This window comes from Paenibacillus sp. FJAT-27812 (genome assembly GCF_001273905.1).
GTDB lineage: Bacteria > Bacillota > Bacilli > Paenibacillales > Paenibacillaceae > Pristimantibacillus.
In genome coordinates this window covers 762,885-788,046 of record NZ_LIGH01000001.1, presented here as the reverse complement: position 1 = coordinate 788,046, position 25,162 = coordinate 762,885, and the positions used below count along the sequence as shown (strand labels likewise).

The window sequence follows — 25,162 nt, the reverse complement described above, 5'->3', positions numbered from 1 at the left end:
TAGAATGCCAAAGCAATCAACGGCGAGAAGACTATTCCAATATGCTCTCGTCTATAAGTTCAGAATTATCGGCGCGCTGCTCATTCTTTGCTGCGCAGTAGGCGCTGAGCTTGGCGGACCTTTTATTATAAAAACGATTATTGATAAGCATTTGGACGTTGAAGGCAGCGATCTAGTGCCTGTTCTCTGGCTGCTTGCTCTGTATATGGGATTGCTGCTCGTTGCGAGCATCGGAAATTTCTCGCAATCGTACATTTTGCAATCGACAGCGCTGCAAATTATTAAAAACATGCGCATGGATTTAATGCGCCACATCCAGCGGATACCGCTGCGCTATTTTGACAATACGCCCATCGGTCAGATTGTTTCGAGAATAGCAAACGACACGGAGGCTGTACGGGATTTGTTCATGAGCTTCATGGCGACCTTTGTCGTCAGCTTCGTGCAGTTGATCGGCATCTTTACGGCGCTGTTTATTTTGGATGTGCGCCTGGCCCTGTACTGTCTGCTCCTGCCGCCGCTCTTCGCGCTCATTATGGTCATTCATTTGAAGTATTCGAAGCGCTACATTACGATTATGCGGGCTCGGCTTAGCGATATGAATGCGATGATCAATGAATCGATTGTCGTCATGCCGATTATTCAAGCGTTTCGCCGCGAGAAGGTGACGCTGGATGAATTCGAAGTGCTGAATGAGGATCGGTACGTCAATCAAATTAAGCAGTTTAGAGTTTTCTCTTTGTCATCCAGAAACATTGTGGGCACAATTGGCAGTCTAGTGACGGCGCTCGTCATTTGGTATTTTGGCCGTGCGTCTCTGGAGACTTCTATCATGTTCGGGGTGTTTTATGCCTTTATCGACTACCTGGGGCGTATCTTCCAACCGATTATCGGTATTTTCGATCAGCTGACGAATGCGCAGCGAGCGTTCGTATCGGCGGAGAAGGTGTTTGCGATACTTGATATGGATGGCATGGAGGTCGAGGAGGTTGCGGACGTGAAGCGGCCAGAGGGCGTCGTGAAGTTCGATCAAGTAACCTTCGCGTACAAAGAAGGCGAAAACGTGCTGAAGCAAATTTCGTTTGAAGCGCGCAAGGGTGAGACCGTCGCTTTGGTAGGCCATACGGGCTCCGGCAAAAGCTCGATTATGAACCTTTTGCTAGGCTTTTATGAACCGGATAAGGGCGTTATCTCAATTGACGGTCGCGATATTTCGACATATTCGAAGCAGGCGCTGCGCAAGCATATGGGGATCGTGCTGCAGGATCCGTATTTATTTGCCGGTGATATCAAGTTCAACGTCAGTCTTTACAATAAAGACATTTCTATCGATCGCGTTAAAAGAGTGCTGAAGGACGTTGGCGCCGCGCCATTCATCGAACAGCTGCCAGGCGGTTATGATGAGCTTGTCGTTGAACGCGGAAGTACGCTTTCCTCTGGCCAAAGGCAGCTTATTTCCTTCGCTAGAGCTCTCGCTTTTGATCCATCGATTCTTATATTGGATGAGGCGACGGCTAGCATTGACAGCGAAACGGAGGGGCTTATTCAACAAGCGCTGCGCGTCGTTAGTCAGGGACGCACTACGCTCATTATCGCGCATAGGCTGTCCACTATTCGCGATGCCGACCAAATTCTTGTGCTGCATCGCGGCGAGATCGTCGAGCGCGGCAATCATGATGCTTTGATGGCGCTCGGGGGCAGGTATTGCAAAATGTATCAGCTGCAAAAGGGTGAAAAAGCTTCGGCTGAGCCTGTGAGCACAATGAAAAAATAGTGATTTCGTATCATTTCTGTCTAAGTACCGTGTGTATGACGAACTATGTCATATATATGGTACTTTTTGTTATATTTCACGGGATTTCATACCTAGAAAATCATTACATTGTACCAATTGACAGGAAAAACGATCCGCTGTATACTCTTTCATATGTTATATGTCAGTTTACATCACATTAATAATAGACGGCTCCAATAGCTTCTGGGCCCAAAGCTATACCCCTTTCTTCAACAATGCAAATATTCTGTTTATGGATGTCATGCATGTATGGAGATAAGGGGATTTTTATTGCCGCCGATGAACAAATGTGCATGTTTACTGGAACTTAATTTCAAGTTGATATTGTGATGACAAATTTTCACTAGTCTATAATAGTTATGTATTGTTCTTTAATACCATTTTTGTTTAAAGGGAGGAGAAATTTAGAATGCAGAGAATCGTAAAGCGGATACAGAAACAAGTCTGCATGCTGCTAGTCGCTCTTCTGTTGGTTTCCGGTATGTTAGGAAGCTTGGGCAGCCCTGTACAGGCGACGCCTGCGGGGGATAATATCGTTATTTCACAGGTTTATGGAGCTGGGGGTAACGGCTCAGGGGCGACCTTTAAGCAGGATTTCATTGAGCTTTATAATCCGACCAATCATGAAATTTCCTTGTCGGGGATGACATTAATCTACGCGTCGGCAACAGGATCTTGGCCGACGTCGGGTAACAATCTTATGCCATTATCGGGTAAAATAGGACCTGGAAAATATTACTTAACCCAACAAGCTGCTGGTGCTGATGCTGCAGCTCCAAACCTGACAAGCCCAGATGCAACAGGCAATCTTAGTTTGGCGGGGGCAAGCGGCAAGGTGAAGCTGGTCAACAGCGCTAATACGGTTATTGATTTAGTAGGCTATGGTGCAGCTACTGAATTCGAAGGCGCAGGTCCTACAGGAACGCTGCTCACGAATGTTACAGCAGCAATCCGCAAAGGCAATCGTGCTCAAGATACGAATAATAACAATTCCGATTTCGAAGTGGGCACGCCAGATCCACGGAATTCATCGTACGGAGTCATTTCTGACGGCGTTGAAGCTGTAACGGCAGACGTAAGCTCCGGAGCGGTTCAACCAGGCACGATCATTCATCTTTCGACGCCAACGGTTGGCGCTAGCGTCTACTACAGCGTATATGGCTCAGGAGATACGCAGATCGCTCCGGAAGATTATGATTGGTATCAACCGGGCGTGACCTCTATTGAAATTAATGGACCAACGACGGTTCATGCTTATGCGAAGAAAGACGGCTTGGCGAATAGCGCATTAAGTGAATTCTCTTACAGCATCTCGAACCAAATTACAATCGCGGCAGCTCGTGCGGCTGCAATTGGTACAAGCGTGACACTCAGCGGAACAGTAACTCATCGTGCTGAATCCGGTGCATTTTTTAATCTATTTGTTCAAGATTCGAGTAATGGCATTATCGTAAGAGTTCCAAGCAGCGTATCCGTTCAGCCGGGAGATACGATTGAAGCTTTCGGAAAGCTTACGGAGTTTAACGGTTTGCTTCAATTAGAAGCAGCTGCGGATGATATGAAGGTTACGGGTTCAGAAGCTATCCCTGCGCCTGCTAGTGTAGATTCTACAAGCTTTGGCAAAACGACCGACAATCGAAACAAATTCGAAGGTCGCTTCGTACAGGTGAAAAATATTACGGTTGAAAGTGTTGCCAGTGGCGTTGTTACGGCAACGGATGCGGCAAGCGCTGGGAAAATTATTATTTATTCCTCGGATGCTTCATTTGTCGCAGGAAAGACGTTTGAGCAGGTTACCGGTGTTATGACGTATCATTCCAGCGTAGGCCTCGAGCTGCTGCCGCGCAATACGCTTGATATTGTCGAGAAACGGTTAGCTGTTCAAGCCAGCATTCCTTCAGGCGGCATTAATGCGGGTGCTTCCGTTTCATTAAGTTCGCTTGCGGAAGGCGGAGTTATTCGTTACACGACGGATGGCACTACGCCAACTGCTTCGGTTGGTGCGCTTTACGCTAGTCCAATCGTAGTAAATGCAGATACTGTCATTAAAGCGGTTGTTACAGCAGGTGGGGTAACAAGCGAAGTATCGACTTTCACGTATAAGGTATTGGGAAATACAGATGGTATTGCAATCAATAAAATTCAAGGCGAGACTCATAAATCGATCTACAATAATGTAAAGGTTTCAAATGTTACAGGCATTATAACTTCGATCAGCGCGGATTCTTTCTTCATGCAGGCGCCTGATGATCAACAGGATGACAATCCGAATACTTCCGAGGCTATTCAGGTATACAAAAAAGCGCATGGCCTTGCTGTAAAGGATGCTGTTTCCGTGACAGGTACAGTACAGGAATTTGGCAACAGCCCATCCCTGACTGTAACTCAAATTAATGCAACGGCTATTAATAAGCTATCCAGCAATAATACGCTTCCTACAGCTACAGTGATTGGTACAGGAGGACGTATCGTTCCTAAACTAATCGATTCGGACAGCTTCGCCAAGTTTAATCCAGAGGTTGATGCAATCGACTTCTTCGAGAGCTTGGAGAGCATGTTAGTTGAAGTGAAAAATCCTAGCATAACAGGACCTTATGCAAATGCAGTAACACCGGTTACGTTTGACAACGGATTAAATAATCCGGTAAAAACTCTTTTTGGCGGTATCGTGCTGGAAGGCAATGGTTTAGACGCTACTGACAGCAGCCTGAATCCGCAAAAGCTGTATATTGGCGGCTCAAAGCCAGCAGGCGATGAAATTAAAACGGGTGATGCGTTTAACGGAAATATCGTTGGCGTGATTCAGTACGCTGGCGATCTCTATAAGCTGATGCCAACGCAAGCTTTGCCAACGATTACCCGCAGCAGCAATACGCAGAAGGTAACTAGCATTGAGCCAAATGCGGACAAGCTGACGATTGCTACATTTAATGTGGAAAACTTCAGCCCTGCCGACACGGTGAAAGCTGGCAAAATCGCTTCGATTATCGTAACGAACATGAAACAGCCGGACATTATCGGTTTAATGGAAGTTCAAGATAATGACGGTGAGAAAGACACTGGCAATACGGATGCTTCCCAAAGCTTCCAAACGTTGATTGACGCTATTAAATCGAAAGGCGGCCCTACTTATAAATATACCGATGTTGCTCCAGAAAATAATAAGGACGGCGGAGCGCCCGGAGGAAATATTCGAGTCGGTTTCTTGTACAATACTGATCGAGTAACACTCGCACCAGGAGTAAAAGGCGATTTTAAAACGTCGATTAAAGTGGATGGAATCGGAGGTCTAACGCAAAATCCTGGTCGGATTGGATCTGCGGATGCTTCTACCTTTGCTTCATCCCGTAAGCCGCTCGTCGGAGAATTTAATTTCCAAGGAAAACGTGTCATTGTTATTGCGAACCATTTGAATTCCAAAGGCGGAGACGGCAAGCCTTGGGGTGAAATTCAGCCTGTTGTTCGCAGCAGCGAGGTGCAGCGCGCCAAGCAAGCGTTAACCGTGAACGGCTTCGTGAAAGAATTGACGACGAAAGACCCGGAAGCAAGCGTAGTTGTACTAGGGGACTTTAATGACTTCCAATTCTCTGGAACGCTAAACAAGATCAAAGGTGCGGAATTAACGAACCTTGTCGATAAGCTGGATGTTTCGGAACGATATTCCTACATCTATGACGGCAATTCGCAAACATTGGATCATATTCTAGTAGACAATGGAATTGAAGCAAACGCCAATATTGACGTTGTACATGTTAATGCTGATTTCTCGACAGAACAGGGCCGTGTGAGCGATCATGATCCGCTTCTTGCGCAGCTGGATCTGTCCACTAAGAAAGATGCGGAATTCTCTATGACGATTATGCATGTGAATGATTCGCATGCCAATCTGGCAAACGTAGCAAAAAGATTTACTGCAGTTAATCAGATACGGAATGAAACACCCAATTCAGTCTTGCTTGATGCTGGTGATGTGTTCTCCGGCACATTGTTCTTCAATAAATATTTAGGTCAAGCAGATCTGGCGTTTATGAATAAGCTAGGATACGACGCGATGGTATTCGGTAATCATGAATTTGATAAAGGGCCATCAGTACTAGCGGATTTTGTGAAAAATGCGAAATTCCCATTTGTAAGCTCCAATATTGATTTCAGTAAAGAGCCTGCGCTGAGCGGATATCTCGCTGAGCAAGCGGTCGGTGCAGAACCGGCAGACGGTAAAATTTACAACTCTATTATCATTGAGGTTGGCAAGGATAAGACGAAGGTCGGCGTATTCGGACTAACGACGGAGGATACGAAGTTCCTTGCTTCACCTGGCGAAAATATCGTTTTCAATGACTATATCGCGAAGGCAAAAGAAACAGTTAAATCGCTTCAAGACAAAGGGATTAACAAAATTGTTGCTTTGACTCATCTAGGACATGACTTTGATCTTGTACTTGGCGAGCAGGTTGCTGGTATCGACGTTATTGTTGGCGGTCACAGCCATACAAAGGTTGATGTTCCAAAGGTGATTCATGCAGGTGCAGAGCCAACGCTTGTTGTACAAGCAGAGGAGTATAACAAATATTTGGGTCGATTGGATGTTAAATTCAATCAAGCTGGCGTGCTTACGAATTGGAATGGCAAGCTGCTTGATATTGCGACTTTTGCAGCAGATCCAGATGCAACAGAAATGCTGAAGCCTTATAATGCGGGCATTGAAGACATCAAAAAACAGATTATCGGCAAAACGAATGTATTTTTGGATGGTGATCGCAATTCGGTTCGTGCGAAAGAAACGAATCTCGCAAATCTAATGACAGACGGCATGGTCGCAAAAGTAAAAAGCTTTGTGAGCAGCAATGCGGAATTACAGAAGCTTGAGGTAAAAGGTTATGTAGCGATCCAAAATGGCGGAGGTATCCGCGAGTCGATTAAACGAACGGCAGATGGCAAGGCAGATGGCGACATCACGCTGGGCGAATTGCTGACAGTTATGCCATTCGGCAATAACCTGACATCGCTTCGCATGACGGGCCAGGAAATTGTTGATGCGCTCGAGAACGGCGTAAGCGGAATTGATACAAAACAAGGCCGTTTCCCGCAAGTTTCGGGCATGCGCTACTACTATGATTCGAAGAAGCAGCCGGAAGTACTGGATGCAAACGGACATCTAGTAACTGCGGGCAAACGTATCGTCAAAGTTGACATTAAAAACGCTGATGGCAGCTATAGCCCAATCGATCTGAATGCATATTACTTTGTGGCAACGAACTCCTTCATGGCAAACGGCGGCGACTTCTACCGCTCGATGAAAGCAGCGAAGGATGCAGGACGCCAGTATGAGATGAACCTAGTTGATTACGAGGTGTTCATCGAGCATATTTCGAAGCTGGGCACGATCAATACGGGAGTTGAAGGCCGTATTACGGATCTGAATGGCGGTCCGCTACCAAGCGATTCTTTCAAAATGACGCTTATGCATGTGAATGATACGCATGCTCATCTTGAAACGGTTGCCAAAAGATTCACGGCGATTAAAGAGATTCGCTCAGAAGTGAAAAACTCCATTTTGCTTGATGCAGGAGATGTATTCTCAGGAACGTTGTTCTTTAACAAATATTTAGGACAAGCGGATTTGGCATTTATGAATAAGATTGGTTATGACGCGATGGTGTTCGGTAACCATGAATTCGATAAGGGTCCAGCTGTGCTTGCCGATTTTGTAAAGAATGCGAAATTCCCGTTTGTAAGCTCCAATATTGATTTCAGCAAGGAGCCAGCACTAAGCGGCTATGTATCGGAGCAAGAAAAAGGAAAGCCGGCATTAAATGGCAAAATTTATGACGCGATCATTTTGGATAAAGACGGCCAGAAGATCGGCATATTCGGTCTAACGACGGAGGATACGAAATTCCTTGCTTCGCCGGGTGAAAATATCGTGTTCGAAAATTACATTGCCAAGGCAGATGAAACGGTTAAAATGCTGCAAAAAGAAGGCATTAATAAAATCGTGGCCTTGACTCACCTAGGCCATGAATTTGATAAAAAACTGGCTGAAGCTGTAACCGGCATCGATGTTATCGTTGGTGGACACAGCCATACAAAGGTTGACGCGCCAGTAGTCTACCATGCGGCAGAAGAGCCAACGCTAGTCGTCCAAGCTGAAGAGTACGGCAATTATTTAGGCCGCTTGGATCTGGACTTTAATGGAAGCGGCGTGTTGACAGCATGGAATGGCAAGCTTCTGCCGATCAGCGGTTATGCTGAGGATGCAGAAGCGTTAGAAATGCTGAAGCCTTACAATGAGGGCATTGCTGATACTAAAAAACAAGTTATTGGCAAAACGAATGTGGATTTAGAAGGCGGTAACCCTCCTTCCCGCGTTAAGGAAACCAACCTTGCAAATCTAATGACGGACGGGATGGTCGCTAAAGTAAAAAGCTTTGTTAACAGCAATCCAGAGTTAAAGAAATTAGAGGTAAAAGGTTTTGTAGCGATCCAAAATGGCGGTGGAATTCGCACGTCGATTAAACAAAAGGCAGAGGGCAAAACGGATGGCGACATCACGCTGGGCGAATTGCTGACGGTTATGCCATTCGGCAATAACCTGACATCGCTTCGCATGACGGGCCAGGAAATTGTTGATGCGCTCGAGAACGGCGTAAGCGGAATCGATACAAAACAAGGCCGTTTCCCGCAAGTTTCGGGCATGCGCTACTATTATGACTCGAAGAAGCAGCCGGAAGTGCTGGATGCAAACGGTAAGCTGGTAACACAGGGCAGCCGTATCGTCAAAGTCGAAATGAAAAACGATAATGGCAGCTACAGTCCAATCGATCTGAATGCATATTACTTTGTGGCAACGAACTCCTTTATGGCAAACGGCGGCGACTTCTACCGCTCGATGAAAGCAGCGAAGGATGCAGGACGCCAGTATGAGATGAACCTAGTTGATTACGAGGTGTTCATCGAGCATATTTCGAAGCTCGGCACGATCAATACGGGAGTTGAAGGCCGTATTACGGATCTGAATGGCGGTCCGCTTCCAACAGATGGCGGAAATCCTAATCCAAATCCGACGCCAACACCGACACCGACACCGACACCGACACCAACACCAACTCCAACACCAACGCCAACTCCTGGTGGCAATGGAGGTACGGTAATTGAGTTTAGTGACGTAGGCAGCCATTGGGCGGCAAAAGCAATTGAAGAAGCAGTTAAGATTGGTTTTGTTAACGGATATGGAGACGGAACGTTCCATCCGGGAGACAAAGCAACGAGAGCACAATTCATTACTATGGTCGGCAGAGCGTTGAAGCTTGAATCGTCAGAGAGCAAGCTGGACTTTGCGGATGCGGCTCAAGTACCTGCTTGGGCGCGCTCCTTCTTTGCACAGCTTATCGAGGACAAGATTATAGCGGGCTACGAGGATAACACGCTTCGACCATCAAGCGCATTAACAAGAACAGAAATGACCGTTATTCTAGTTCGCGCACTTGGCATTAAGATTGACCCGAATGCGAAGTCATCATTCGCTGATGTCAGCGACATACCGGCATGGGCACGTCCTTATATCGCTGCGGCACAGTCTGCGGGTCTTGTTGGAGGAATGGGAGGCAACCGGTTTGCGCCTCAAGAGAATGCAACAAGGGCACAGGTTGTAACGCTGATTTTGGCGGCGCTGGAGTATGAGAAGAACAAAGGTTAGTCGTTAACTTAAAATATCCCATTCCACTTCAGACAAGTGGGGTGGGATGTTTTATTTTATGGGCAGAATGGATAAAGGGTTGTCATTGTATTTTTGCTAATGCTTTGATATATATAAGTGGGGTGTATTCCTTTTAAGCGAATGGGCTTATCCGCAACAGCCGGCGCAGCCGTTTACGCTATAGTCATACATGGAAAGAGTTGAGCTAGGATGGCAGATGATCGATTGGACGATAAACTGAGCAAAATGATAGATGCTGCAAGACTTTATTATGAATTAAATTATAATCAAGAAGAAATCGCGCAGAAGCTTGGCGTGTCGCGCCCTACCATTTCAAGATTTCTGCAGCAGGCGAAGGACGAGGGTTATGTTCAGATTAAAATAGTCTCGCCTAACGACAATAATGATGTGCTTGCTGACCGTTTGGAAAAAAAGTTCGGGCTTAAGAAGGCCGTCATTGTTTCGGTACCCCAATATGATGACAATATCGTCAAACGATATATAGGCGAAGCAGCCGCAAATTATTTATATGATACCGTGAAGGATGGCGATATCATCGCCACAACATGGGGGACCACCATTTATCAAATGGCCACACAGCTTAAGGATAAGCCTGTTCGAGATGTGAAGGTCGTGCAGCTAAACGGCGGGGTCAGTCATTCAGAGACGAATACATACGCTTATGAAATCATTCATTTATTCGGCAAAGCATTCCATACGATACCTTACTTCATTCCGCTGCCTGCGCTTGTTGATCACGAAATTGTGAAGCAAACGATAGAGTCGGATCGGCATATCCGCAATATTTTGGAGCTTGGGAAGCTGTCTAATATTGCAGTTGTAACTGTAGGGGCGCCAACCGACGATTCCGTATTGATTAAAGCGAATTATTTTACTCAAACCGATCTGAAAATTATTCATGAGCGGGGAGCAGGGGATATCTGTTCACGCTACATCGATACGGCAGGCGCCATATGCTCGGAAGTGCTGAACCGGCGTACGATCGGAATCAGTCTGGATGAGCTGCGGCGAAAGGAGCAGTCGATACTGGTAGCAGGCGGAGCCAAGAAAGTGAATGGCATATATGGCGCGCTGCGCGGCGGTTACTCCAACGTGCTGATAACAGATCAATTTACGGCAAGGTATTTGCTTGAGCGTGATTTGTAGAGTAAGGATAGATTCTAGCTTGCTAGAAATGTGATGTCGAGCGCGCCTGCATGGCGTGTATTATAGAAGGAACACTTCATTCCGACTATCCTAGACACGCCTCTAACTATCAATCGCTACGCTGCAGAAAGTGCAGCGCAGCGGAACGTACTCCCCCAATAGCTGCACAATCACTACCCCCTCTCACACAAAAAAAAGAGCTCTATTGCACGCACACGCTGCAACAGAGCTCTTCTATTTCCTTATCGTACCGACTTTTCCGCCGCATCAACCGTATGCTTCAGCAGCATAGCGATTGTAACGGGGCCAACGCCTGCGGGTACTGGGGTGATGGCACTGGCCTTAGCTAGGCAGGCTTCGTAGTCGACATCCCCGACGTTACCTTTGTTGTAGCCGGCGTCAAGCACGACTGCGCCTTCACGAATCCATTCCCCTTGAATAAACGCAGGTTTGCCGACCGCGGCGACGACGATATCGGCGAGCCGCAGCATGTCAGCTAGATTCTCTGTTTTGGAATGGCAGGTGGTAACGGTCGCATTGCGGTTGAGCAGCATCATGGATACCGGCTTGCCGAGAATCGGGCTGCGTCCAACGACGACAGCGTGTTTGCCCCCGATCGGTAGTTGGTAATAATCGAGTATCGCCATAATGGCGGCAGGCGTGCAGGAAGGATAGTCGGCGTAACCAAAAGCGTTTTGAGCGAAGCCAAGCGCGGTTACGCCGTCGACATCCTTCTCGATGCTTATCGCTTCAAAAGCTGCACGCTCATCGATCTGATGGGGCGCCGGGTGCTGCAATAAAATGCCGTGTACAAGCGGGTCCTGATTTAACTGCGAAATAACGTCAAGCAAGTCCTCTGTCGAGATGGACTTATCCAAGTGAACGCGACGTGACTCGATGCCGAGCCGCTTGCAGGCATTGCCTTTCATCCGAACATAGGTTTCAGAGGCAGGATCATCCCCGACCAATATAGCAGCTAAACAAGGAACGATGCCCTTTGCGCCAAGCGCCTCCACTCTTGCTTTCAACTGCTCCTTAATTGCATCAGCGACACGTGCCCCGTCCAAAATAAGTTTATCCGTCATCGTTTACCCAGCTCCTTCGAATGGTTGTCGAAAAACATAAAAAGGCAAGGGGAATGTCCCCTTACCTTTGCCCAGGCGTACGGCTAATGCTGCTATGCGCTTCCTCATGGTTCCCCATGCTCCGCCAGTCACGCACAGCTTTTTGTTGTTACGTCTATTGTAACAGCAATATATCGAAAAAACGAGCCGGATGCGATACGCAATTTATTTCCAGTTATTGGAGTGCGAAGGGAAGTTGATGGATGCTATAATTACTTCATCAGGAGGGCGCTTGAAGAGCAGCCCTCTTTATTTGCAGTTTTGCAAAATGCCGGTAGATGGAGGTGTCCCCGTGTTTAAGCTAGCTAGTTTTCTGAAAAAATATTGGCTGTCCGCAGTGCTCGCACCGCTGTTCATGCTGCTGGAGGTGTGCATGGATCTGCTGCAGCCGCGCTTTATGGCCAGCATCGTGAATGACGGCATTATGGCTGGAGATATGGGAGCAATCGCGGCTACCGCGCCCAAAATGCTGATTGCTGCCCTTATAGGCTTGCTCGCAGGCGTAGGCTGCACGGTGTTTGCGACGATTGCCTCGCAGAGCTTTGGTGCCGATTTAAGGCAGGAGCTGTTCCAAAAAATCCAGTCGCTATCGCTGAAGTCGCTCGACCGATTCGGCTCTGGCTCCATTGTAACAAGGCTGACGGGCGACGTTACGCAAATTCAGGGGCTTGTGCTGTTGATCCTCCGCGTGTTCGCGCGCGATACGTTTATTATTATCGGGAGCCTGACGATGGCTTTCATGATCAGCCCGCGGTTATCGGTCATCCTTCTGGCGATGATCCCTTTGCTCGCCTTATTTCTAATCATTACGACTCGGATCACGGTTCCTTTATTCTCAATCATGCAGCAGCGGCTCGATCAGGTGAATACTGTCATGCAAGAGAATTTGTCCGGCATTCGCGTAGTGAAAGCTTTCGTTCGGTCGGATTACGAGGAAGAAAGATTTAATGAAGCGAATTCGAATTTGTTGAAGGCCAGCCTAAAAGCAGCCAAAATCGTTGCGCTCAATACGCCGCTTATGTCGATCATTCTTAATTTCAGCATCGTAGCTGCCTTATGGTACGGGGGAATGCTCTCCGAGCAGGGCGCTTTGTCGGTCGGCAGCCTGGCGGCGTTTTTAACTTATATTACACAGCTGTTGTTCTCTACCTTGGGGCTTGGCAATCAATTGATGGCGATATCCCGTGCAAAAGCTTCGGCGGACCGCATTAACGAGGTTTTGGAGCTTCCGCGAGAGAATCAAGATACTAAGCAGCAATTCGATCAACAGCCTAAGCAAATACATGAAGGCCGAATCTCCTTCGAGCATGTGAGCTTCAGCTATGACGGCGATAGCGAGAATGCGGTTCTCCGCGACATCCATTTTGCCGTAGAGCCTGGCGAGACGATCGGCATCGTTGGCGTGAACGGAGCGGGCAAATCGACGCTGGTCAGCCTCATTCCGCGCTTTTATGAGCCTACCGAGGGAGTGCTGCGCATCGATTCGCATCCGATCAGCGAGATTGCTCCGCAGGAGCTGCACAGCCAGATTGGCATGGTGCTCCAGCAGGCGCATTTATTCAGCGGCACCATTGCGGAAAATATTAGCTACGGCAAGCCGGGTGCCAGCCAGCAAGAGATCGAGGCGGCCGCTAAGGCTGCGGAGGCGCATGCGTTCATCATGAAGCTGGAGCATGGTTATGATACCGTACTCGGACAGCGAGGCGTCAATCTATCAGGCGGGCAAAAACAGCGTTTATCCATTGCCCGCACGCTATTGCTAAAGCCAAAAATCGTCATTCTCGACGATTGCACAAGTGCCGTTGACCTTAACACCGACCAGCTCATCCGAAAATCGCTGCAAACGCTGATGAAGAGCAGCACCTGCCTTATTATCGGACAGCGGATTGCTTCCGTTCAGCAGGCAGATCGCATTATCGTACTTGAGGATGGGCAAATAACGGCGATAGGCTCGCATCAGGAGCTGCTGCAGCAAAGCAAGCTTTACAACCGGATTGCCTTATCCCAGCAAGGAGCATAAAGGATGAATCATACGCTATCGACATTAAAAAAACTCGGCACTTATTTAGTTCAGCAGCGAGCAAGACTCATCACGGTCATCATCCTTACGGTGGCCGCCGCGGGTCTTACGCTTGCAGGCCCTTATCTGCTTGGCACAGCGCTGGACGATTATATTATTGCGAAGAAATACGACGGACTGCTTCAAATCTGTCTGCTTATGCTTGGGGTATATGCGGCTGGCAGCTTAGTTGGCTGGCTGCAAGCCTTCTTCCTAGCGGATGTATCGCAGCGGACGGTTTGGAGCTTGCGCAACAACCTGTTCATTCATTTGCAAAAGCTGCCGATCCCTTTTTTCGCCGGCAAAAATCACGGCGAGCTGATGAGCCGCACGACGAACGACATCGACAATGTGACGAATACGCTGAACCAAAGCTTGATCCAGATCATATCGAGCGTCATTATGCTCATAGGCTCCTTCTCGATGATGCTCTTCTTAAACGTTTGGCTTACGCTCGTCGCGCTTGTGGTCATTCCGCTTATCGTTTTTGTATCGAAAAGAATCGCGAGAGTTACGAAGCGCCAGTTCCAAGGCCAGCAGCAGGAGCTGGGCGGTCTGAACAGCTTTATTGAAGAGACGGTATCCGGCCAGAAGGTCGTTGCCTTATTCCATCAAGAGGAGCGGATGGCGGAGCGCTTCAGCGAGGCGAACGCGAAGCTGAAGAAAGTCGGAATCAAGGCTCAAATTTATTCCGGCACGATGGGCCCTTTTATGAACATGTTCGGTCATATCAGCTATCTGATCATTGCAGGCGTCGGCGGCTGGCTGGCCGTGCATGACCTTGCTACCGTGGGCGTTATTATAAGCTTTCTCGGATATTCGAGGCAGTTTAGTGGACCGCTTAATGAAGTCGCAAATCAATACAACATGATCCAGTCCGGCATAGCAGGTGCTGAGCGGGTATTCGAAATGATGGACATTCCTTCGGAATACGACGGTGCGGAACGAGCATCGGAGGTGGAGACTCTAGCAGGCAAAGTGGAATTCCGGAATGTCGGATTTGCGTATAAGGACGGCACTGCGGCTCTGCGAAATATTAGCTTTACAGCTAAACCCGGCGAGACGATCGCGCTTGTTGGGCCGACAGGTGCGGGGAAGACGACGATCATTAATTTGATCGGACGATTCTTTGAGATTAACGACGGTCAAATATTGATCGATGACGAAGACATTCGCGCGATGGACAAAAACAGCCTTCGAAGCCAGCTCGGCATCGTGCTGCAGGATGCCCATTTGTTCTCGGGCACCATTCGCGAGAATATACGCTATGGCAAGCTGGAGGCAACGGACGAAGAGGTGGAAGCAGCAGCTGTCCAAGCGAATGCGCACAGCTTCATTGCCAAGCTGCCTCAGGGCTATGATACGGAGCTGACGGCGGAAGGCGGCAATGTCAGCCATGGACAACGCCAGCTCCTTACGATCGCACGCGCCATACTGGGAGATCCTTCTCTGCTCATCCTGGATGAAGCGACGAGCAGCGTCGATACGCTTGCCGAGCTGCAAATCCAAGAGGCGATGAAGAAGCTGCTCAGCGGAAGAACGAGCTTCGTCATTGCCCATCGTCTAAGCACGATTCGCCATGCGGATACGATACTTTTCATCAAGGACGGCGAAATCGCGGAGCGCGGAAGCCACGAGGAGCTGCTCGCTAGCAGAGGGCTGTACTATCAGCTGCACGGGCACCAGTTTTTACAAAACGCTTAGCTATCCGCTCTCATAAGGGAGAGTGGAATGTGGTACAATGAGACGAGTAATGCGATTAGGAGATGACAGACGATGACTGAACAATTAAATGAACAAGAGCTTGTACAATACATTGCAAGCGAAACGAATGCGGATGAGCAGCTGATCAAGCTGGTGCTGAGACATGAGCAAGCCTTCATCAACAATGCGAAGGAAGACAAGAACGGCGAGGTTGACATTGACAGCGACGAGCTGGTCGATTATATTCTCAGCCGCCCCGACGTCAAATCGAACGAGCTGGTTGTAGAATCGATTATGGACGCGGAAATGGATTACTTGATGGATAAAGGGTTAGCCGGTTACGTAGATTAATGCAAAGAAGGACTCCTGCCAAGAAGGAAAACGGCAGGGGTCTTTTTTGTTGCCCAAAATCGGAGATACCGTAAAATCGTCTACTTTTTTCAAGAGATTACTCCATATATTGCACGCCGGATTCATCATACAATGAGTTCACAAATCGATTAGGGGTGGGTGCGATGAGCCGGATTTTAGTGTCGATGGAAGGCATCGTTAAGCAGTTTCCCGGCGTAATGGCGCTTGACCAATGCCGCTTCGAGCTTTTTGCGGGGGAAGTGCATGCGCTGGTCGGAGAGAACGGGGCCGGCAAATCGACGATGATGAAAATATTAACCGGAGTCTACAAGAAGGATGCCGGACGGATTGTCTATAAAGGCAAGGAAGTTGAAATTGCCCATACGAAGGCAGCGCAAAATCTCGGCATCAGCATTATCCATCAGGAATTGCAGCTCATGCCGGATCTCACGATCGCCCAAAATATTTTTATCGGTCGCGAGCCGAGGGCGAGGATTCCGCTGTTTCTCGATGACCATGCGATTAATGCCAAGACGCAGGCACTGTTCCAAAAAATGAACCTGAAGCTTGATCCGCGCACGCTCGTATCGGAGCTGACGGTGGCGAAGCAGCAAATGGTCGAAATTGCGAAAGCGCTCTCTTTTCAATCGGAGCTGCTTATTATGGATGAGCCGACTGCCGCGCTTACGAGCGCCGAAATTGACGAGCTGTTCCGGATGATTAACCAGCTGCGGGAGCAGGGAGTAGGCATTGTGTATATCTCGCACCGGATGGAGGAGCTGAAGCGAATAACCGACCGCATCACGGTCATGCGGGACGGCACCTACATCGATACGGTGCGCACGGCGGATACAACGATCGATGAGATTATCGCGATGATGGTAGGCAGGCAGCTGTACAAGGCTTCGAAGCCTCAGGTAAGCGGGAAGGAGCAGCAGATTAAGGTGCTTGAGGTAAAGCGGCTTAATCGCGGCAGTGCCGTCAAGGACGTTTCCTTCCATTTGAACAAAGGCGAGATTATCGGCTTCGCCGGATTGATGGGAGCGGGCCGGACGGAGGTCGCTAGGGCGATATTTGGTGCGGATCGGATCGATTCGGGAGAGATTTTCATCAACGGGAAAAAGGTGAGCGTGAAGGGGCCGACGGATGCTGTCCGTTACGGGATCGGTTACTTATCGGAGGATCGGAAGCAGTTCGGCCTGCTTGTTGATATGGATGTAAAGACGAATCTATCGATCGCATCCTACCGAAGCTTTCGCAATCCGGTTGGATGGATGAGCCAGCAAAAAATGGAACGAAACGCGGAGAAGCATGTGGCATCGCTCAAAATCAAAACGCCAAGCGTCGACCAGCGGGTTAAGTTTCTGTCAGGGGGCAATCAGCAGAAGGTCGTTATAGGCAAATGGCTTACGCGAGATTGCCAAATTCTTATGATCGATGAACCGACGCGCGGGATCGACGTTGGCGCGAAGTCGGAAATATATAAGCTGCTGGATGAGCTGCTGCAGCAAGGCAAGTCAATCATTATGGTCTCCTCGGAGCTGCCGGAAATTTTGCGGATGAGCCACCGGATCATCGTCATGTGCGAAGGACGCATTACCGGCGAACTAAGCAGCGAGGAAGCTACGCAAGAGCTGATTATGAAATATGCAACAATGCGAGTGGAGGAGGAAGCGAAGTGAAGCTAGCCGAAATACAAAAGCCGGTATCCCTGAAAGCAGGCGCCACGCAAAAGCTGTTGGCATTTGCCAGCCTTATCTTATTGGTTGTGTTTTTCTCTTTGTCGTCTGGGAACTTTTTTCGCTTCGATAATCTCATAGGCATCATGCTATCGACCGCCGTCATCGGCGTGCTGGCGCTCGGCTCAACCTTCGTTATCATTACAGGCGGCATCGATTTGTCGGTCGGTACGGTTATGACCTTCTCGTCCGTTATGACCGGCGTCGTTATTACGTTTTGGGGCTTGCCGATTCCATTTGGCATAGCGGGCGGCATATTGACCGGCGCGCTTTGCGGGTTCATAAGCGGCTGGCTTGTAGCGAAAATGAGCATACCGCCGTTCATCGCCACTCTCGGCATGATGATGGTGACGAAAGGGCTGTCGCTCGTCGTGTCGGGGACGAAGCCGATTTATTTTAACGATACGCCTGCCTTCTCAAAAATCGCGATGGATACGCTGTTCAAGGTGCCGTATGCGGTGTACATCTTCTTTGGCCTTGCCGTTATTGCCAGCATCGTATTGTCGAAGACGATCATCGGGCGCTACAACTTCGCGCTTGGCAGCAATGAGGAAGCAACAAGGCTGTCCGGCGTTAACGTCACCTTCTGGAAAATTATCATTTATGTGATCACGGGTGCTTTTGCCGGCATTGCGGGCATTATGATGGCGTCTCGGCTGAACTCCGCCCAGCCTGCGCTTGGCTCCGGCTATGAGCTGGAAGCGATCGCGGCGGTCGTCATTGGCGGAACCTCGCTTAGCGGCGGGCAAGGCTCGATACTCGGAACCGTCATTGGCGCGCTCATTATGAGCGTTCTAACGAATGGGCTGCGCATTATGTCCGTGCCGCAGGAGTGGCAGGTCGTCATTGTAGGTCTAGTCGTGATCGGGGCGGTATATGCCGATATCCTGCGCCGCCGCAAAAAATGATTAACGGTATAGCTCTCAGAGAGCCTCTCGGCTGGATGGGATTTCATACAACAAAAACGAGCGTAAGGGGAGATCGACGATGAAGCGAAATAAATGGATGCCGCTTGTCATGCTTGTTCTGGCTTCAGTTATGGTGCTCAGCGCATGTGGCTCTAACAGCGGAAATAACGGCGGCAGCAAGGGCGAGAATAAACCGGCGGCAGCGGGAACGAACGAATCGAAAAATGACCCGGGCGATAAAAAGCTTTATATTCCGGTCATCTCCAAAGGCTTCCAGCACCAGTTTTGGCAAGCGGTGAAGCAGGGCGCCGAGAAGGCGGCGGCAGAGCTAAATGTCGAGATTACGTTCGAAGGGCCGGAGACCGAAGCGCAGGTGGATAAACAAATCGAGATGCTTCAGGCCGCGCTCGACAAGAAACCAAGCGCGATCGCATTCGCGGCGCTGGACAGCAAAGCTTCCATTCCGCTGCTTGAGAAAGCCAAAGCGAACAATATCCCTGTCGTAGGCTTCGACTCTGGCGTGGACAGCGACATCCCGGTGACGACAGCGGCAACAAACAATGTGGCGGCAGCGGCGCTGGCGGCGGACAAAATGGCTGAGCTGATCGGCGGCTCGGGCGAGGTTGCACTCGTTGTGCATGACCAAACGAGCCGTACTGGCATTGATCGCCGCGACGGGTTCGTGAACCAAATCAAAGATAAATACCCGGATATCAAAATCGTAGATATTCAGTACGGAGCGGGCGACCAGCTTAAATCAACCGACCTTGCGAAGGCGATCATGCAGGCGCATCCCGACCTCAAAGGGTTCTTCGGAGCCAATGAAGGCTCGGCAATCGGCGTAGCTAACGCAGTAAGCGAGCTTGGCAAGCAAGGCAAAATTACGGTGATCGGCTACGATTCCGGCAAGCTGCAAATGGATGCGATCAAGAACGGTACGATGGCAGGCGCGATTACGCAGGACCCGATCGGTATCGGTTATTGGTCGGTGAAAGCAGCCGTACAGGCGATTAACGGGGAGAAGGTTGAGCCGATGATCGATACGGGCTTCCACTGGTATGACAAAAACAATATCGATTCGGATGAAATCAAACCGCTTCTATACGAATAAAGCTCGAGTGATAAGCAGTAGACCGGCAAAATATGCCGGTCTGCTTTTTACTGTTTTCCAGAACGGGTACAGCTTATGGCAGGKATTTTTGTAAGCGCTATCGAAATGCTTTGTGGAAGGAGGCGTGGTACGCATGTACAAAATGATCATCGTCGACGATGAGGATGAAGTTAGGGAAGGCGTGGAGCGGCTTACCGATTGGAAACGCTGCGGGTTCGAGCTTGTCGGCGATTTCAGCAACGGAAGAGATGCGCTAGAGGCTGTCGAGCGGCTGCGTCCCGATGTTGTCATAACGGATATTAATATGCCTTATATGGACGGTATGGAGCTCGCGGCGCATTTAAGCGCCTTGTATCGGGAGCTGAAGGTCGTTATCCTAACCGGCTACGAGGATTTTGAATATGCGAAGCAGGCGATCAAGCTGAAGGTAAAGGACTATTTGCTGAAGCCGATTAATTTGCAGGAGTTTACGGATTTTTTGCTTAAGATGAAACGCGAGCTGGATGATGAGCAGTCCCGCATGGAGGATATGTCGGCCTTGAAGCAGCGACTGAATGAAAGCTTTCCGCTGCTGCGCGAACGCTTCCTTGAGAAGCTGGTCACCGTACCCATGACCGAGCACGACATCGTGCAGAAGCTAGATTATTTCCATCTGAGCATAGAAGGTCCGGCATATTTGGCGATGCTGCTTGATTTGGAGGATGCCGACACGCCGCCTGTGGCAGCGGCATATGGCGATAGGGAGCTGCTTCGCTTCGCGATGCTTAACATCGCGCAGGAAATTATCGAGAAGGAGCACGGGGGAATTGTTTTCCAGACGAATCATGATAAGTGTGTAGCGCTGCTTGGAGGAGCCGCCGAGAAGATTGCAGTTGACGCGCAAAGGCTGGCGGCGCATGCCTCGGAAGCGGTCCGTAAATATTTGAAGCTGGACGTGTCGATTGGAATCGGCAGCTTCTGCCAAACGCGAAGAGAGCTGAGAATCTCTTATCAAGAGGCTTGCTCGGCACTTGATTATCGTTTCCTGCTTGGCATAGGCAGCATAATCTCGATTCACGACGTAGAGTTCGGCAGGCGAATGAGCACGTCCTCTTATTACGAATTTGAGAAGAAGCTTATGGCCGCCGTCAAAACCGCAAAAGCTGCGCAAGCCTCAGCGATACTTGGCGATTGGTTTTTGGAGCTGAAGCAATCAGGGGCAACGCCCGGCAACTGCTACGGCTATCTTCACCGCATATTGGCTGCGCTCATCAACATGATCACCCAAGCCGGCTTTGACGATTCCAAGCTGCTCGGCGACGATCCGTTTGCAACGATTCCGGCACTCAAATCAGTGGATCAAATGAAAGGCTGGGTGGATGAGACTTGCCGCAGCGTAATCGCCTTTCTGTCCGAGCAGCGGACGCATGTAAACAACACGCAGCTCGAGGACGCGTTAATGTACATTAATGATCATTACAGCAGCCCCGAGCTGTCGCTTCAACAAGTGTGCCAGCATGTGTTCCTGAGCCTCAGCTACTTCAGCTCGCTGTTTAAGCAGCATACCGGCGATACGTTCGTCGAGTATTTAACGCGCCTGCGCCTTGATAAGGCTAAGCAGCTGCTCGCTGGGACACAGCTGAAGGCTTATGACATCGCTGAGCGAGTCGGCTACGCAGACCCGCAATATTTCAGCGTCATCTTCAAGCGGCGCATCGGAATGACGCCGAAGGAATATCGTGCCACGATGAAGGAGAACGCTTCGCCATGAGAGGGCGTCCCTTCTTCCAGTTCAAGAGCATTCATACGAGCATCGCGCTTGCCTTCTCCTGCCTCATTATTTGCACGACCGTTATCCTTAGCGTAAATACGTACCTGATTTCTTCGGATGCGGTGAAAGACAACTCCTATGATTATACCGCTCAGCTTATTGAGCAGGTGAACACGAACATTCAAACTTACATTGGCAATATGGAGAGCATTGCCGATCTCGCGCTGCGTGACGAGGAGCTCCAGCGGCTGATGCGTCTTTCCGATCCGCAGGATCCGGAAGGGCTATTGCTTGCGAGGCAGACGAGCACCTTCTTCCGCTCCATCGCTAAGTCACGCAACGATATTGCATCCATCGTATTCATCGGCACGAACGGCGCTCTCGTATCTGACCGCGATGACGCACAGCTCAAGGACTATCATGAGCTGCTCAAACAAGATTGGTACAAGACTGCGAGAGCCGCAGGCGGCAAGTCAGTCATTTCATCCTCCCGCGTGCAGCATGTATATAAGAACGAATACAACTGGGTCGTGTCGATCAGCCGCCAGGCTGAGGGAGCTGCGGATGGCAATAGCGGCGTGCTTCTTGTGGATTTGAACTATAACGTCATCAACGATTTGTGCAAGCAAATCCATATGGGCAATCGGGGTTATGTATTTTTGCTTGATCCGACCGGCGATTTGATTTATCACCCGCAGCAGCAGCTCGTATACTCGGGCTTGAAGTCGGAGGCGATCGAGCAAATTCTTCAGCTGCCGGATACTCGGTTTCTAAAAGCAAAGAACGACGGCATGACAAAGCTGTATACGATTCGCAGCTCACGCTATGGCTGGAAGGTAATCGGAGTGAATTATCCCGAGGATCTTGTCGGAGACAAGGGCCAAATCCAATTTTCGGCGATGCTGTGGGGTTCGTTGTGCTTAATTATCGCGCTCATCATCTCGATTCTCCTCTCCTTAACGCTGACGAGGCCGATCAAGAAGCTGGAAGGACATATGAAAAAGGTAGAGAAGGGCGATTTCAACACACGGTTTGAGATTGAGGGCATTAATGAAATCGGGAAGCTTGCTCGAACGTTTAATTTGATGACCGGCAAAATCAAAGAGCTGATGAGCCAGGTCGTGCAGGAGCAGGAGGATAAACGAATCAGCGAGCTGAAGGCGCTGCAGGCGCAAATTCATCCTCACTTTCTATACAATACGCTGGATTCGATCATTTGGATGGCAGAGATGGGTAAGATGAACGACGTTATCAACATGACATCCGCACTCTCGAAGCTGCTTCGTTCAACGATTAGCAAAGGGGAAGAGCTGATTCCCATTCGGGCGGAGCTTGCGCATATCGAGCATTATTTGACGATACAAAATATACGTTACCGCAACAAATTCGCTTATAGCATCGAAGTCGATCCTGCCATTATGGATAAAAAAATATTAAAGATCGTACTCCAGCCTATCGTAGAGAACGCCATTTACCATGGGATCAAGAACAAAGCCGACGCCGGCCATATTCTGATCAAAGGATATCGAACAAACGAGGGCATCACGCTTCAAATCATAGACGATGGCGTAGGGATGGACGCAACGAAGCTCCAAACGCTTGCAACTAAAGGACGCCCTCAGCTGCATGCCGTTCATGCCATACCTTTACCGTCAGCCGCTTCGGCATCCGCAACGAGCGGACTGGGGCTGCAAAATGTAAATCACCGCATTCAGCTGAATTTTGGCGAGCGCTTTGGGCTGTCCTTCGACAGCGAGCTTGATGAGGGGACGACGGTTACGCTTCGTCTGCCTGAATTAATGGAGGATAAAGGAGATTAGCCATGACGCGAAAATGGACTTGGGCTCTTCTATTCACCGTTCTTATAATAATTGCGGCAGTTCTTTTGCTGAACATGGGCATCTCGAAGCTCCAGCCGAAAAAGCCGCATTTTTTGTACGTGCCCAAAACGACGGACCAGCAGGTTGAATTTTGGGAAGCGATGCGCCAAGGGGTTAACATGGCAGCCGAGGAGTTCAACGTCGATGTAGAGGTGGAAGGCATGCCTTCCGAATCGGATATCGACGGGCAAATCGCGCTGCTGGAGCAAGCGATTATCGATAAGCCGCAGGCGATTATTTTAGCGGCGACAGATTATAACCGAATCGTGCCCGTAGCAAAACGTATCGTGGAAGCGGGCATTACACTCGTTACCGTCGATTCGGGCATAAAAGACGGCATATCCAGCAGCTTTATCGCTACAGATAATTATGAGGGAGGGAAAAAAGCCGGCCAGCTGTTACTCGATACAATCGATGCCAGCAAGAATGGGCCGGTCGCGATCATAAGCGTTGTACGCGGCTCTGCGACGGCAATGGAAAGAGAGCGCGGCGTGCGCGACCGCTTGGGCGGCAATCCTGCGATTAAAGTGCTCGATACGGTGTACAGCAATGCATCGGAGCAGCAGGCTTATGAGATGACGCTGGAGCTGCTGCGCTCCGAACCGGATCTTAGAGGAATTGCGGCGCTTAACGAGCCGACTGTAGTCGGAGCGGCAAGAGCGATTAAAGAGAAACAGGCGGTCTCGAGGGTGAAGCTGATCGGCTTCGATAATTCGATGGAGGAGATTGCATACCTTGAAGAGGATGTGCTGCAGGCGATTATCGTTCAGAAGCCGTTTAATATGGGGTATTTGGCGGTTAAGGCGGCTCTGGATTTAAACGCGGGGAAATCGGTGCAGCCTATGATCGATACCGGATCGGAAGCGATTACGAAGGAGAACATGTATGCAAGCGATAAACAGAAGCTGCTCTTTCCATTTGTTGAAAAGTAGTTTTTTTGAAAAAAAGACTCTTTTATGCTAAAGTCAAAAGATAAACTCGTAACAAACGGAGGTTGAGCTTTTGGCAAAGACGCACAAGGGGTTATCATTTTTAGAGATACTCAAAAGGTTTATTTTCATCACGATAGGTTCGATTCTTATGGGCGTTGCCCTGGAATTGTTTCTTGTGCCCAACAACGTAATTGACGGAGGGATTGCCGGTATTTCGATCATGCTGGCGCATTTGACTTCGCTTCCGCTCGGCGTATACTTGTTCGTTGTGAACGTGCCTTTCCTGATTCTCGGCTATAAGCAAATCGGGAAAACGTTCGCGATCTCGACGCTGTACGGCATTATCGTCATGTCGGTAACGACATCATTGCTTCACCATGTAGAAGCGTTCACCGAGGAGAAGCTGCTGGCGGTATTGTTCGGCGGACTTATTCTAGGAGCGGGCGTAGGTCTTGCCATTCGTTTTGGCGGCTCGCTTGACGGCGTAGAAATTGTATCGATTCTGATCTCGAAGAAGCTGCGTATGCCTGTCGGACAGATCATCATGATTTTCAACGTTATCATCTTTGTAGTTGCGGGCTTCGTGTTCGAATGGGATTCGGCCATGTACTCGATGTTTACATACTATATTGCGATTAAATTGATCGATATCGTCGTGGAAGGCCTCGATGAATCCAAATCGGTAACGATTATTTCAGCCGAATTTGAAGAGGTGTCGCAAGCGATTATCGATAGGCTCGGACGCTCCACCACTTTAATTCAAGCGCGCGGCGGCTATTCCAAGGATGAGACGCAAATGATTTATTGCGTCGTTTCTCGTCTGGAGCTTGCGAAGCTGAAGGCAATCGTGCAATCGATCGACGAGAATGCGTTTATCGCTATCGAGCATGTATCCGATGTTATGGGCGGCGGATTCAGCAAAGGCAGCATTCATTAATGGCATAGC

Annotated in this window: 14 protein-coding genes and 1 riboswitch; of the genes, 13 read left to right on the top strand and 1 reads right to left on the bottom strand. The window is 49.3% G+C overall.

Annotated features, from left to right (window positions below):
- Positions 1-4 precede the first annotated feature (4 nt).
- The 3 genes from ADU23_RS03355 (at position 5) to ADU23_RS03345 (ending at position 10,658) form a co-directional block, all read left to right on the top strand.
- Positions 5-1,774, top strand: coding sequence for an ABC transporter ATP-binding protein (locus ADU23_RS03355; RefSeq protein ID WP_053372452.1), 1,770 nt, complete (start codon positions 5-7; stop codon positions 1,772-1,774).
- A 430-nt stretch (positions 1,775-2,204) separates the two neighbouring features.
- Positions 2,205-9,491, top strand: coding sequence for a 5'-nucleotidase C-terminal domain-containing protein (locus tag ADU23_RS03350; protein ID WP_053372451.1), 7,287 nt, complete (start codon positions 2,205-2,207; stop codon positions 9,489-9,491).
- Between the two features lie 210 nt (positions 9,492-9,701).
- Positions 9,702-10,658 carry a sugar-binding transcriptional regulator gene (locus ADU23_RS03345; RefSeq protein WP_053372450.1) on the top strand — a complete coding sequence of 319 codons (957 nt, stop codon included), beginning with the start codon at positions 9,702-9,704 and terminating at the stop codon, positions 10,656-10,658.
- 242 nt (positions 10,659-10,900) lie between these two features.
- Here the strand turns inward: ADU23_RS03345 and ADU23_RS03340 are convergent, their stop codons facing one another.
- The gene (locus ADU23_RS03340) at positions 10,901-11,743 is read right to left on the bottom strand and encodes a bifunctional 5,10-methylenetetrahydrofolate dehydrogenase/5,10-methenyltetrahydrofolate cyclohydrolase (protein WP_053372449.1); all 843 of its coding nucleotides are present in this window, start codon (positions 11,741-11,743) and stop codon (positions 10,901-10,903) included.
- A gap of 62 nt (positions 11,744-11,805) precedes the next feature.
- Positions 11,806-11,885: riboswitch (ZMP/ZTP riboswitch) on the bottom strand.
- Positions 11,886-12,074: 189 nt separating this feature from the next.
- Here ADU23_RS03340 and ADU23_RS03335 point away from each other — a divergent pair.
- The 10 genes from ADU23_RS03335 (at position 12,075) to ADU23_RS03290 (ending at position 25,153) form a co-directional block, all read left to right on the top strand.
- Positions 12,075-13,802, top strand: coding sequence for an ABC transporter ATP-binding protein (locus ADU23_RS03335; RefSeq protein ID WP_063845938.1), 1,728 nt, complete (start codon positions 12,075-12,077; stop codon positions 13,800-13,802).
- Between the two features lie 3 nt (positions 13,803-13,805).
- Positions 13,806-15,545, top strand: a complete 1,740-nt coding sequence (locus ADU23_RS03330) for an ABC transporter ATP-binding protein (RefSeq protein WP_053372448.1) — start codon at positions 13,806-13,808, stop codon at positions 15,543-15,545.
- Between the two features lie 72 nt (positions 15,546-15,617).
- A complete protein-coding gene (locus ADU23_RS03325) occupies positions 15,618-15,896 on the top strand; it encodes a hypothetical protein (protein ID WP_053372447.1) in 279 nt (92 codons plus the stop codon).
- A 164-nt stretch (positions 15,897-16,060) separates the two neighbouring features.
- Positions 16,061-17,578: a sugar ABC transporter ATP-binding protein gene (locus tag ADU23_RS03320; protein WP_053372446.1), complete on the top strand. Its 1,518-nt coding sequence runs from the start codon at positions 16,061-16,063 to the stop codon at positions 17,576-17,578.
- The gene (locus ADU23_RS03315) at positions 17,575-18,543 is read left to right on the top strand and encodes an ABC transporter permease (RefSeq protein ID WP_053372445.1); all 969 of its coding nucleotides are present in this window, start codon (positions 17,575-17,577) and stop codon (positions 18,541-18,543) included. The genes ADU23_RS03320 and ADU23_RS03315 overlap by 4 nt, the downstream gene beginning before the upstream one ends.
- A 79-nt stretch (positions 18,544-18,622) precedes the next feature.
- Positions 18,623-19,654: an ABC transporter substrate-binding protein gene (locus tag ADU23_RS03310; protein WP_053372444.1), complete on the top strand. Its 1,032-nt coding sequence runs from the start codon at positions 18,623-18,625 to the stop codon at positions 19,652-19,654.
- Positions 19,655-19,787: 133 nt separating this feature from the next.
- On the top strand, positions 19,788-21,404 hold the full coding sequence (locus ADU23_RS03305) for a response regulator (RefSeq protein WP_053372443.1): 1,617 nt from the start codon (positions 19,788-19,790) through the stop codon (positions 21,402-21,404).
- Positions 21,401-23,224 (top strand): cache domain-containing sensor histidine kinase, encoded by a 1,824-nt coding sequence (locus ADU23_RS03300; protein WP_053372442.1) that lies wholly within the window; start codon positions 21,401-21,403, stop codon positions 23,222-23,224. The genes ADU23_RS03305 and ADU23_RS03300 overlap by 4 nt, the downstream gene beginning before the upstream one ends.
- A gap of 2 nt (positions 23,225-23,226) precedes the next feature.
- Positions 23,227-24,216 carry a substrate-binding domain-containing protein gene (locus ADU23_RS03295; protein WP_053372441.1) on the top strand — a complete coding sequence of 330 codons (990 nt, stop codon included), beginning with the start codon at positions 23,227-23,229 and terminating at the stop codon, positions 24,214-24,216.
- A 70-nt stretch (positions 24,217-24,286) separates the two neighbouring features.
- Complete coding sequence (locus ADU23_RS03290; RefSeq protein ID WP_053372440.1) at positions 24,287-25,153, top strand: YitT family protein; 867 nt, start codon at positions 24,287-24,289, stop codon at positions 25,151-25,153.
- Positions 25,154-25,162: the final 9 nt, after the last annotated feature.